Origin of the sequence: Streptomyces mutomycini, assembly GCF_001700505.1 — a bacterium.
Lineage (GTDB): Bacteria > Actinomycetota > Actinomycetes > Streptomycetales > Streptomycetaceae > Streptomyces > Streptomyces mutomycini.
The window spans coordinates 19,843-30,424 of record NZ_MAPV01000030.1 but is presented as its reverse complement, the minus strand read 5'-3'; the positions used below and the strand labels follow the sequence as shown (position 1 = coordinate 30,424).

Annotated in this window: 5 protein-coding genes and 1 pseudogene; 2 read left to right on the top strand and 4 right to left on the bottom strand. The window is 72.5% G+C overall.

What is annotated here, in order from left to right; genetic code table 11:
• From BFF76_RS33510 to BFF76_RS04430, 4 genes and pseudogenes are all read right to left on the bottom strand, one after another.
• A partial coding sequence (locus tag BFF76_RS33510; RefSeq protein ID WP_244167217.1) for an acyl carrier protein occupies window positions 1–591 on the bottom strand: 591 nt, incomplete at its 3' end.
• 170 nt (window positions 592–761) lie between these two features.
• A pseudogene (locus tag BFF76_RS04440) lies at window positions 762–4,984 on the bottom strand (beta-ketoacyl synthase N-terminal-like domain-containing protein); the annotation flags it as partial.
• A complete protein-coding gene (locus BFF76_RS04435; RefSeq protein ID WP_065847271.1) occupies window positions 4,944–6,188 on the bottom strand; it encodes an MFS transporter in 1,245 nt (414 codons plus the stop codon). The pseudogene BFF76_RS04440 and the gene BFF76_RS04435, both read right to left, overlap by 41 nt.
• A gap of 135 nt (window positions 6,189–6,323) precedes the next feature.
• Window positions 6,324–7,604, bottom strand: a complete 1,281-nt coding sequence (locus BFF76_RS04430) for a valine--pyruvate transaminase (protein ID WP_065847270.1) — start codon at window positions 7,602–7,604, stop codon at window positions 6,324–6,326.
• A 1,208-nt stretch (window positions 7,605–8,812) separates the two neighbouring features.
• On the opposite strand from BFF76_RS04430, the gene BFF76_RS04425 reads away from it, so the two are divergent.
• Both BFF76_RS04425 and BFF76_RS04420 read left to right on the top strand, forming a co-directional pair.
• Complete coding sequence (locus BFF76_RS04425; protein WP_065847268.1) at window positions 8,813–9,055, top strand: hypothetical protein; 243 nt, start codon at window positions 8,813–8,815, stop codon at window positions 9,053–9,055.
• Window positions 9,056–9,062: 7 nt separating this feature from the next.
• Window positions 9,063–10,520, top strand: coding sequence for an amino acid adenylation domain-containing protein (locus BFF76_RS04420; protein ID WP_065847266.1), 1,458 nt, complete (start codon window positions 9,063–9,065; stop codon window positions 10,518–10,520).
• The last annotated feature ends 62 nt before the right edge of the window (window positions 10,521–10,582 follow it).

The window sequence follows — 10,582 nt, the reverse complement described above, 5'->3', positions numbered from 1 at the left end:
CAGCAGCTCATGAAGCCCGGAGGACGCTTCGGCTGCCGGTGCCGGTGCGGGTGTCGCCGCCAGCGCGGGTGCGGGTGCCGGCTGCGGCTGCCGGCGGTCGTCCGCCTCCTGGCGCGGTTCCAGACCAGGCTCCGGAGGAACCTCCACGGAGCCCCCGGCCAACCCCTTCCCCAGCTGTGCCAGACGTTCGGCCAGCGCACGCGGGGTGTCCGCCGAGTCGAACAGCTCCCGTACCGGGACGCGTACGCCGTACCGCTGCTCGAGCTCCGCCGTCATGCCCATCAGGGAGAGCGAGTCCGCGCCCAGCTCGAAGAACGAGGAGTCGGGCGCGACGTCGGCCGCCGGACGGCCGAGCTTCTCGGAGGTCAGCCTCCGTACCTCGGCGAGCAGTTCGTCCGGCACGGTGCGCTCCTTCGGAGTGATGGCCGACGGTACCGCCGGGTGGTGGGGGGCCCGAGCCGACGGCGCGGCCGGCGGCGTCACGCGGATTCTGCGCAGGGGGTGCCCCGGCAGCGGCACCCTGTTCCCGCGGGGGTTGACCGCGCTCCAGTCCAGGTCGGCCCCCCTGCGGTACAGCGCGGCCAGTGACATCAGGAGTCCGCGCACCTGGTCGGCTCCCCCGGGCGCCGAGCCCTGCCCGCCGAGCCAGCGGCTCTCCGGTACGCAGTGCCGGCCGAGGCCGGTGAGGGTGTCCGCGGCACCGATCTCCAGGAAGTCCCGGCATCCCTGCCCCGAAGCCGCCGCCATGGCCAGGTCGAANNAGCGGCGTACGCAGCGGGCCGTACGTCACCTGCTCGGCCCGCGCCCGGAAGTCGTGCAGCGCCGGTTCGACCGCGGCGGAGTGGAACGCCCTGTCGACGGGCAGAGCCCGCCAGCGCATGCCCTCCCCGTCGAGCAGCCGCGCGGCTTCCGCGAGGGCCTCCGGCGGGCCGGAGACCACCTGGGACCGCGGTCCGTTGAGCGCCGCGAGTTCCACTCCGGCGGCCCGCGCGATCCGCTCCGTGTCGCTCTGCGGGCCGCGGACGGCGAGCATGCCGCCCGGCGGGCAGGCGGTGTGCATCAGCCGCCCACGCCACGCCGTGAGCCGCAGTCCGTCGTCGAGGGAGACGGCGCCGGCCGCGTAGAGCGCCGCGTACTCGCCGACGCTGTGGCTGAGCAGCAGTGCGGGGCGCACACCGGTGGCGCGCCACACGTCGCTGAGCGCGGCCTGGTGGGCGAACAGGGCCGGCTGGGCCGTCTCGGTGGGCCAGACGTCGTCGTCGGCGTACTCGTCCAGCAGCAGCGGCAGCAGGGTGCCGCCGAACTCGTCGGCGTAGAGCTCCTCGCAGCGGTCGAGTGTCCGCCGGGCGGCCGGATGCGCGGCGTAGAGGCCCCCGGCCATGCCCCGGCGTCCGCTGCCCTGTCCGGAGAAGGCGAAGGCGAGCGGCCCGAGCGGACCGGACGGCACGGGCCGTGGATCGTCCAGGGCGTCGGCGAGTTCCTCGGCGGTCCGGCCGACAGCCGCCGCCCGTACGGCCCGGTGCGGCCTGCCGAGTGCCAAGGTGGCCGCCACATCGGCCGCCGCGAGGTCCGGCCGCTGCCGCAGCCGGTCGCGGAGCAGCCCGGTGAATTCCTCCAGGGCCTGTGTGTCGCGGGCCGACACCGGCACGAGCAGCGGGAGTCCGGACGCGCGGGCCGCGGGCCGTACGGGAGCCTCCTCCAGCACCAGGTGGGCGTTGGTGCCACCGACACCCAGCGCGCTGACCCCGGCCCGGCGCGGCACACCGTCCCGCGCCGGCCACGGCTGCAGCTCGGTGCCGAGGACCAGCGGTCCGCCCTTCAGGGGAAGTTCGGGGTTGGGCCGGGTCAGGTGCAGGGTGGGCACCAGAGTCCGGTGCCGCAGCATGAGGACCGTCTTGAGGAGACCGGCCATCCCGGCGCAGCTGTCGAGGTGCCCGATGCTCGGCTTCACCGATCCGACGGTGCAGAACCCCGTACGCCGCGTACCCTCCCCGAGCGCCCTGCCGAGCGCCTCAAGTTCCACCGGATCGCCGAGAGGAGTGCCCGTCCCGTGCGCCTCCACGTACGAGATCGAGTCGGCGGGGACGGCCGCCCTGCGCAGAGCCTCGCGCACGACCTCCACCTGGCCCGCGACACCGGGCGCGGTGAACCCGACCTTGGCAGCGCCGTCGTTGTTGACGGCGGAACCGAGGATGACCGCGTGCACGGTGTCGCCGTCGGCCAGTGCCCGGTCGAGCCGCTTGAGCAGCACGGCCGCCACACCGTTGCCGCCCACGGTGCCGTCGGCCTCCGCGTCGAAGGCCCGGCAGCGTCCGGTGGGAGACAGGATGGAGCCGGGGTGGCTGTGGTAGCCGGTCTCCTGGGGGAGGTGCACGGCCGCGGCTCCCGCGAGCGCCAGGTCCGCGTCGCCGCTGAGCAGGGCCTGTACGGCGAGGTGTGTGGCGACCAGCGAGGTGGAGCAGGCGGTCTGCACGCCGATGGCGGGCCCGGTGAGGCCGAGCCGGTAGGCGACACGGGAGGCGAGGAAGTCGGGCTGCAGCCCGATGGCGGCCTGCATGCCGTCGGCCGGATCGACCGGCACACCGGTCGCCGTCGGCTGCTGATGGTCGTAGAGGTTCATGCCTGCTCCGGCGAACACCCCCACCCTGGTCCCCGGTTCGGCCGCCGCGTAGCCGCCGTCCTCGAGCGCCTCGTGGCAGCACTCCAGGAACAGCCGGTGCGCGGGATGCGTGAGCCCGGCCTCCTTGGGGCTCATCCCGAAGAAGTCCGCGTCGAACGCGTCGACGCCGTCGATGACGCCCGCGACCGGCACCATGCCCGGCGCGCGCCGCTGCTCCGGGGAGAGGCCGGCCGCCGCGAGCTCCTCGTCGTCGAAGACCCGGACGCTGTCGACGCCGTCGCGCAGATTGGCCCAGTAACGCTCCACCGAGTCGGCGCCCGGGAAGCGCAGCGACAGGCCGATGACCGCGATGCGCCGGTCGGCCGTGTCCCCCGAGGCGGTGCTCACGGACTGCGGCTGTTCCCCGGGGGCGGCCGCCAGATGCGAGGCCAGCGCCATGGCCGTCGGGTGTTCGAAGAACGCGGCCTGGGCGATCGGCATCGTGAGCCGCTGCTCCAGGCGGGCGCGCAGGCGGGTGAGGAGCAGCGAGTTCAGCCCCAGCTCGTAGAACCGTTCGTGCACGTCCACCGCGTGCCCCAGTACGGCTGCGATCTCCTCCCTCACCACCTGCGCCACTCCGTCCGAGCGCACGTCGTCGGGCGGGGTGGCGTGGGCAGGGGTACCACCGGCGACGAGCCGGTGCCGGAGTTCGGCGCGGCGCACCTTCCCGGCAGGGGTCCTCGGGAAGTCCTCGTGCGGTACGGGCACGACGTGCGAGGCGGTCAGACGGAGCCGGGAGAACAGCGCCGCCCTCACCTCCCGCACGATCCGCGCGTCCTCGTCGGCTGTGCGGCTGACGAAGAACACGGCCAGCCGCTCCGTGCCGCTGTCCGGGTCCGGAATGCCGCAGGCGGCCACTTCCCCCTGTCTGACGCCGGCGACGGCGGTCGCCGCCTCCTCGACCTCGTGGCAGTAGACGTTGTGCCCGTTGAGGATGATCAGGTCCTTGCGCCGGCCGGTGATCACGACCTGCCCGGCGTCGAGGAAGGCCAGGTCACCCGTGTCCAGCCAGTCCCGGCCGGCCGGGAACGCCTCGGCGTCCGCTTCCGGATTGTTCACGTAGCCGGGCGTGAGGCGGGTGGCTGTGTGCACCTGCAGCCGGCCGATCCTGCCTGCGGGCGTCGGCTCGCCGAGGTCGTCCACGATGCGCAGGGTTACCCCGTGCACCGGAGCGCCGGCCGCGACGAAGGTGACGCAGTCGTCCTCCGGGGTACGGGCGTCGGCCCGTATCAGCTCACCGCCCAGGCTGCTCTTGAGCAGGCGGTGCACGGTGCCGGGCCGGTCCAGCCGCCCGTGGGTGACGGCCGTGACCGTCTCGGCCATCCCCCACACCGGCACGATGTGCCCCTCCCGCACCCCCGACGCGGCGGTGGCGTCGAGGAAGCGGCGCAGCACCGGCAGCACGATCTGCTCGCCGCCGCACAGCAGCGACTTGAGGCCGCCCAGGTCGCGTACGGGCTCCGGCCGCTCGGCGAGCGCGTCCGCGACCAGCCCGTACGCGAAGGTCGGGGCCCAGCTGTGCTGCGCCCCGTACTCCTCGATGAGGTCGAGCCAGCGCAGCGGCTCGGCCAGCACACGCTCGGTGGGCGCGTGGACGTTGGTGCAGCCCACGAAGACCGCCAGCAGGTGGTACAGGAGGAACGCGCCGCTGTGATCGACCGGCAGCCAGTTCACCATGGTGTCGTCCGGCCGCACGTCCATGATCCGCCTGGAGCTCGCGGCGAAGTCCGCCAGGCCGGCGTGGGTGAGCCGCGCCGCCTTGGGCACACCCGTGCTGCCGGACGAAAGCATCAGGAGCGCGACGTCGGACCCGGCCGGTTCCACGTGGACGTCCGCGGGCCGCGCGCCCAGGCAGTCCCGCGCGACCGCGACCCGCAGCTCGGGGGCTGCCGCGGCCAGGGCCTGTGCCCCGGCGGCATCACTGAGCACCAACGGTCCGTCCAGCACCGTACAGGCGTGCAGCAGGCGTTCGTACGCGGGCGAGCCCGGCGTGGCCCGGTCCGCGAGGGCGGCGGGCAGAGCACCGCCCAGCAGACAGGCCCAGAAGGCGGGGAAGAACTCGCTCAGCGGCAGCCCGCACAGAACGACCGTGTCACCGGGACGCAGCCCACGCTCCCGCAGCCCGGCCAGCAGCAGGGTGGCCTGCGAAAGCAGTTCGCGATACGGCAGGGTGGTCGTGGAACCGTCCGGGGCGACGGCGACGACGGCTGCGCCGGAGTCCGCTTCCGCGGCACGCAGGAGAGCCCGCACGGCGTCGCGCGGGTCGCTCTCGGTGTACTCCGGCTCAGGCCCCCGGCAGAGAGTCTGCCCCTGGACGTGCTCCATGCGTATCCCTTTCTTCTCGACTCGTGGACGACGGCGACCGGGCGCGGCCGGCGCGGAAGACGAACAACAGCAGAACCAGTGCCCCGCACACGGCCGCACCGTGGAACACGCCGACGACCGTCAGGGCGGGCAGCACTTCGAGAGCTGCCGCCGCGAGCACCGTGCCCAGCGCGAAGCCGGCGGTCTCCGCCGTGGCGGACAGCCCGAACAGCCGGGTGCGCTGCCGGTCGGGGGCCGTTTGCAGGCGTGCGGTGTAGACCGTCTCGGCCCAGCCGTCCGCGAATCCCGCACACGCGGCGGCCAGCATGAGGGCCGCGGCGGGCAGCCCGGTGAACGCGGCCACGAAGGAGACCGCCATGGCCAGTGTGCCCAGGGCGAAGGCCCGTTCGCCCCACGCGGAGACCCCGCGCGCGCGCCGGAGCACAAGGTGGGCGGCGATGGTGCCCACGGCCCACGCCGCCCAGAACCGGGTCATGAAGAGGGCCGGATCGGACGGTGCGGAGGCGTTCGCGACCACGGGCAGCGCGACATTGTGCGAGGAGGACGCGAGGGCGTCGATCCCTCTGAGCAGGATCATGCCGAGCAGCAGGGCGGGAAGGCCGGCCACGCCGTGCCACAGGCGCGGGCCCCGGGGGCGCACCGCGTCCTTCCCCCGGCCGTTCTCCTCCTGCACGGGCTCCTCGTCGCCGTCGGTACGCGGCCGCAGGACCAGCAGCGCCCCCGCCGACACCGCGAAGCTCGCGGCGTTGACGGCGAACGCGGTGCCGTAGCCGCCGAACGCGATGACGGGAGCCGCCGAGGCGAAGCCCAGGACCGTGGCGATCGACCGTGCCGTGACCAGCAGTCCGGTCGCCCGGGTACGGGACTCCTGGCCGACCATCGCGGGAATCGCGCTGCGGAGGGCGACGGTGAAGTACGTGTTTCCCGCGCCCATGACGACGACCGTGCCGCACAGCAGCCACATCGGCGTGCGGGCCGAGCACAGCGCCAGAACGGCCAGGGCGAGGCCCTGGGCCACGTCCGCGCACACCATCGTCCTCAGCCGGGTCGTCCTGGCCGCCAGCGCCGCGGCGGTGAGCCCCGCGACGAAGCCTGAGAGCAGGCGCAGCGCCATCACCAGGCCGACCCCGAAGGCCGTGCCGGTGACCTGGTACGAGAACAGGCTCATCGCGATCAGGTTCAGGAAGTTGCCGTAGCCGGACACCGCGTACGCGCCGACGAGAGCACGGAACCGCCGGTCCACACCCGCCACTACGTCCCCTTTCCGCACATGGACCCGCTCACCGGACCTCGTCCACCGGCGGCGTCGGGCACGCGGAGAGCGGTGGAGGCGGGAGGGTCACGTGCCTGCCCCGGCCGCCGAGGCGCGCATCTCCCGCAGTACGTCGGCCACTTGGCGGATGCCCTCGGAGAACACCTTCTCCTCGGTGCTGAGACTGATGCGGAAGCAGCGTGTCGAGTGGCCGTCCAGGCCGGGGGAGGCAAGCGGGTCCACGAAGAAGTGACGTCCCGGCACGACGAACACGCGCCTCTCCTTCAGCCTGCGGTAGAGCTCGAGATCGTCGAACCACGGGTGGTCCACCCACAGCCAGCAGAACATCCCGCCGACGCCCGAGTGCATCCGCCAGTCCATGTCCGCCGGCATCGCCTCCGCCAGGAGATCCGCGGCGAGGCGTCTCTTCTCCCGGTAGTGAGGAGTGATGGCCTCGCGGGTGACGCGGTCCAGCCTGCCGTCCCGCATGATGCGGGCAAGGGCGGCCTGGGGCAGTTGCGGGGCGTGCAGGACGGAGTTGGACATGAACGACGCCAGCGCGTCGATGTAATTCGGGGGGCCGATCGCGAACCCGACGCGCTCTCCGGGGAGTCCGGCCTTGGAGGCGGAGAAGCAGTTGATCAGATTGTCGTGCAGAACCGGCTCCGTGTGCACCTCGGCGATCCTGGGGAACGGGGAACCGTAAGCCTGGTCCAGGAGGAGCGGAACGTCGCGTTCGGCCGCCAGCGCGGTCAGTGCGTCCAGGTCGGCCCGGTCCAGGGCGCGCCCGGTCGGGTTCGCGGGGCTGGAGAGCAGCATCATGCCGATGTCCGACTGCCGTCCCAACCCGTCGAGGTCCAGTGCGTAGCGGAATCCGTGTTCGCCCTGCCGCTCGATCAGGGGTTCCACCCCGACAATCCCCCCGTCGTGCATGCACATGCCCTGATAGCCGGTGTAGTCGGGAACCATGGGCAGGACGATCTTCCTGTCGCCCCGCACGCCGGGCCCAGTGAAGAGGGCGGCCGCGGCGAAGCACAGCATCTGGCTGCCGGGCCCGACCACGACGTTCTCCGGGCCGAGCTGCCAGCCGTAGGTCCGGTTGAAATACTCCACGACGGCCCCGACCAGGACCTGACTGCCGCGCGAGGGCCCGTAGCGGCATCCGGCCCGCTCGAACTCCTCGGCCAGTGAGTCCGTCAGGGCGGTGCGCCACATCTCGGCGGCGTCCGGGATGGTGGCCGGATTGCCCACGCTGAGGTTGAGCCACTCACCGGCCGACGCGTCCGCCGTACTGGCGGCCACATCGTCCATGATGCTGCGCAGACCCGAGACACCTGCCATCTTGGTGCCGCTCAGTGACAACTCCATGCGGATCTCCTGGAACTCGGGTCGGTGAGTGCCTGCGCGCGGGCGGGAGCGCGGGACAGGCACGGAAGCACGGGTGCCCCGGGGCGCGGGCCGGGGGAGGGGATGGCGACGGTGGTGATGTACGCACCACCCGGGCGGCGTTGCCGCGCCGGTGGAAGCGGCGTGTGTGGGCACGAGGTCATCGAACGCGTCCCGCATGAGGGGCTTCCGACCGAAGGTGTGCACAGGAGACGCAGCGTGCCGCTCATATTCTTAGCGCCGGACGATTCTGTCAACGCCCTTGATCGACTGGGCGGCGCGGTGGTCCTGCACCGGGCGAGACCCGCGGTGCGGGCGATGCCCGGATTACGGGGAACTATCCGATAGTCAATCCGATGCCCCAACAGTCGAATTACTCCGCCGAGCGAATTCACGCAAGCGGTCACGACGTCTGACGGGCGCTCAAGGCGGATGCGTGCAGAGAAAGATGATCATCTCTTCCATGATTCGGTCGCACCCCATACAGTGAGGGCGTCCTTCGGGGCCCCTCGTGATAGATGTGGTGCATATCCAATGCGGCGCTCGGTTGTACGCGAGGCGGGCAGCACGCCCCTCGCTGTAAGTCGTAGCCGAGGGGGAATCGCTGCCGTCGTATGCTGCCGGTCCGGCGCGAGAGGGGGGAACGGGGATGCGGGGCGCAGTCTGCTGTGGCGTCAGGGCGACGTGTGGTACCGCCATGTGAGGGCGGATACTCGCACCTGTCGAGCCCGGAAGTGGCGCGGAGGGCCGAGGCTCTGACCTCGACTTTCGGTCGCATGCCGTGGCGGTGGGGATCGCCCCGCCGCACGCGAGCGAGGGCCGGACCGCGGGGTCGGTACCGCCGTGGACGACACATCCGTGAACGAGCCCGTGCCGTGAGGTGAAAGCCGCGTCAGGGCTGGGGACGCACATCGAGGAGTGGGATGTCCGACGCCGTTGTGGGGCCGGTCGACAGCGTACTCGAGGAAGTGGCCGTGAGTTCAGGTCATGCTTCGGCGGCACGTGACGATTCATTCGTGGACCCTCGGCCGAACTCCATCGCCGTTATGCGCGCGACGGCCGCTCGTGCGGACCTGTACGACATACCTGTTGATTCGCCCGGCCTGTTTCGGGCCGGATCCGTGGGCGATCCCGTCGAACTCTCCGCGCTCTCGCGAACCGCCGGAAAGGGGAATGAAGTGGGAACCCGAATGAAGACTTTTCTCCGGCGGCACGCCGCCGATGCGGACCACGGGCACCAGGACGGCCACGAAGGGCGCACGGGGCCCCGCCGGCTCGCCGCCGCCCGCGCCCACACGCCCCGCACATGGTCCGGCGACCATGTCTCGGGGCCCCCGGAGGGCAGCCTCCCCTCCAGCCTGTCCGGCACGGCCGAGCGCGTGCACGTGGCTCGTGACCGACGCCGCGACCGCACCTGTCCCTGTGCGAAGTAGGCGGCGCATGAAGACGATTCGAGACACCTTCGAAGCCCAGGCCGCGCGGACTCCGGCCGCGGTGGCCGTGCGCGCCACTCGCACGTTCACCTACCGCGAACTGTCGGAGTCGGCGGCCGCCCTCGGCGAGGAGATCCTCGCGCACACCCCGGCCGGCTCGCTGGTCGCCCTCGACGCGGCCGGGCCGGCCGGCGGGGTGATCGGCATCCTCGCCGCCGCAGGCAGCGGATGCGCCGTACTGCCGCTGAACCGGGAGAGCCCACCCGCTCACCGCGAGCGGATCCTCGCGGACGCCCGGCCGTCCCTCGTCCTGCGCGAGACCACCGAGTGTGCGTTCGCCGCCGAGCCCGTCCCTGGCGCCGGGGGACCCTTCGCCCCCCGCGAGCCGGACATGGCCGATGTCGCCTACGTCATGTACACCTCCGGTTCGACCGGGCGCCCGAAGGGCGTCATGGTCTCGCACACGTCCCTGCTCGACCGCCTCGCCGGGCTCGCGTCCACGCCCGGGCTCGTGGCGGGCGAGACGATGGTCGCCGCGACCGCCCTGTCCTTCGACATCTCCATGGCGGAGATGCTGCTGCCGCTGACGGTCGGCGCGTCCGTGCTCGCCGTGCCGGCCGACGTGCGCTTCGACCCGTACACCTTCCACGACTTCCTGGGCGAACACGCCCCCCAGGTCATCCAGGCCACGCCCAGCTTCTGGCGCATGCTCCTCTCCGCGGAGTGGAGCGGCCTCGGGGGAGCCAGGCTCTGGTGCGGAGGAGAGGCGCTCACCCCGGAACTGGCACGCCGTCTCCTGCCCCTGGGCGCGGAGCTCTGGAACCTGTACGGCCCCACGGAGGCCACGATCTGGGCCACCGCCGCGCGCGTCGAATCGCCGGACGTCATCTCCCTGGGGCGCCCGCTGGAGGGCACCGGCCTCTACCTCGCCGCCGTGGACGACGACGGCGCGACGCATCTGGACGAGACCGTCGACGAGCCGGACACGGACGGCGAGATCGTGCTCTACGGCGCGGGGATCGCGCTCGGCTACCTGGGCAGGGACGACCTGACCGCCGAGCGGTTCCCCGTCGGTGAGACGCCCGACGGCACCGGACGGCTCTACCGCACGGGCGACCGCGCGAGACGCCGGGCGGACGGCTCCCTGGAGTACCTCGGGCGCGCCGACGACCAGATCAAACTGCGCGGCCACCGCATCGAACTCGGTGAGATCGAGGCCGTTCTGGAAGAGCATCCGGCGGTCAGCGCCGCCGTCGCCGTCCTGCGGGACGCCGACCGGCCGGAGCGCGCGTCGATCACCGCTCATGTCGCCGCCGCCGGGGACGGCGCTTCCGTCAAGGGCATCCAGAACTGGCTGCGCGAACGGCTCCCGGCCAGCCACTGCCCGAGCCGGATCGTCGTCCGGGAGACGCTTCCGCGGACCACCGCCGGAAAGGTCGACCGGGTACGTCTGGCGAGCGAGTAGGGCACGCGACACGCGGCCCGAACGCCATGAACTCGCGGTCGCGGTGAGCGCGTACACGGGCG

Bases quoted from the DNA above. Each gene is read 5' to 3' on its own strand.
- BFF76_RS04430 (WP_065847270.1), bottom strand. From the start codon at position 7,604: ATGGAGTTGTCACTGAGCGGCACCAAGATGGCAGGTGTCTCGGGTCTG.
- BFF76_RS04425 (WP_065847268.1), top strand. From the start codon at position 8,813: ATGAAGACTTTTCTCCGGCGGCACGCCGCCGATGCGGACCACGGGCAC.
- BFF76_RS04420 (WP_065847266.1), top strand. From the start codon at position 9,063: ATGAAGACGATTCGAGACACCTTCGAAGCCCAGGCCGCGCGGACTCCG.